At 44.2% G+C, this 1,563-nt stretch carries 1 protein-coding gene; it reads right to left on the bottom strand.

The window, feature by feature from the left end:
- Window positions 1–141: 141 nt before the first annotated feature.
- Window positions 142–1,356 carry an iron-containing alcohol dehydrogenase gene (locus BCU12_RS09200; protein ID WP_102404031.1) on the bottom strand — a complete coding sequence of 405 codons (1,215 nt, stop codon included), beginning with the start codon at window positions 1,354–1,356 and terminating at the stop codon, window positions 142–144.
- Between the last annotated feature and the right edge of the window lie 207 nt (window positions 1,357–1,563).

Raw genomic sequence — 1,563 nt, 5'->3', positions numbered from 1 at the left:
GAAAACCATACTAATAATGTAAATTTACAGCATTCGTTAATACAAAATTAACTAAATAATTTATTTAATACTAAGACGATTATAGTGGCTCTCATATATCGATAGGATTAACATTCTAAGCTGTTAACAATATTAAGACGGCTACTTTGCACCCGCCATGTTCGCGATCAGTCGCTCACACTCTTCTTGCAACATATAACGCGGCACAGGGTAATTCCATTGCGCCTCATGCAAAGACTGCTTGGCTAGGTCAGCGATGTCCTCTTCTAAGACGGCATCAAAGGTAGTTGGCAGGCTCAGCTTGCGCTGAAGATCTTTAATGTATTCAATAAAAGCTTGGGCCTTTTCTGTTTCACTCTCGGTAGAACTAGCAACACCAATGGCATCGCTGAGTTGCGCGAGTCGCTGCTGAGCCTCGTGTTTTGAATACTCCAGTACATGAGGCAGAGCCACTGAATTAGCCAAGCCATGTGGAATGCCATATTTGGCGCCAACTGCGTGGGCAATCGCGTGAACATAACCCAAACTGGCTTTCGTAAACGCAAGACCTGCGTAGTAAGAAGCAAGCGCCATTTTCTGTCTAGCTGTTGCGTTTTGGCCGAAGATCACCGCTTTTTCAAGGTTTTCATGAATGAGTTTTACTGACGCCAGCACGTACCTATCCGTTTCAACGGTGGCATTACACGATATGTACGCTTCCACAGCGTGTGTGAGTGCATCCATACCGGTTTGCGCAGTGATGTGAGCAGGAAGGGCCAGCATTAAGCTTGGATCAAGCGCCGCAGCAACAGGGACCAGCTTTGGATCCATAAGCGGCGTTTTTTGGTGAGTTTCAGGGTCAGATACAACAGCCGCCACCGTTACTTCTGATCCCGTTCCCGCCGTTGTGGGTAAAACAAACAAGGGAGCAGGTGCTCGCCATACCCTCAGTAACCCCACAAGTTTCTTAATAGGTTTAGGGTTGGTGACACACGCAGCAATGACCTTGGCACAATCAATAGATGAACCACCTCCAATCGCGACAACACCGTTGCACTTTTTGGTTTGATACAAAGCCAGACCCGCTTCAACATGACGATAGGTTGGGTCAGGTTCCACTCCTGAATAGACTTCGCAGTGAACACCCACCCTTTCAAACTCAAACACCAATCGTTTTACAAAGCCCAACTTTACAATGCCTTCATCTGACACAATCAAGACATTATCAACCCCCATGATCGAAACGCTATCGCATAACTGCTTTAACGCGTCTTTGCCTAAAAAGAGCGTTGGCTTGGTAATAGGCAATACCTTAGCCGCTATTTTAAGCACCCACATGGTGATTTTATGGAGTAGATAGTAGAGCTTTTGTTCCATGACTCATCTCAGATCGTCGTGTTGATACTCTTAGCCTAGGCAATACAAAGAGTTATCTCTAGTCTATAACTCTAATTTCTAACAATTATTCTCTATTACGACTCTTTTCCCGATAAATTCGTAAATTAAAAATCCAAAACCATCAATTTTTTAGGTTCCAAACAGAGTTATATTCTAAAACCATTCTGAAACTGCAGGAATTACCAC

The sequence above is a fragment of the Vibrio sp. 10N.261.55.A7 genome (assembly GCF_002877365.1).
Taxonomy (GTDB): Bacteria; Pseudomonadota; Gammaproteobacteria; order Enterobacterales; family Vibrionaceae; genus Vibrio.
The sequence above is the reverse complement of the archived record's forward strand: the minus strand, read 5'-3'. Positions and strand labels throughout refer to the sequence as shown.

Bases quoted from the DNA above. Each gene is read 5' to 3' on its own strand.
- BCU12_RS09200 (WP_102404031.1), bottom strand. From the start codon at position 1,356: ATGGAACAAAAGCTCTACTATCTACTCCATAAAATCACCATGTGGGTG.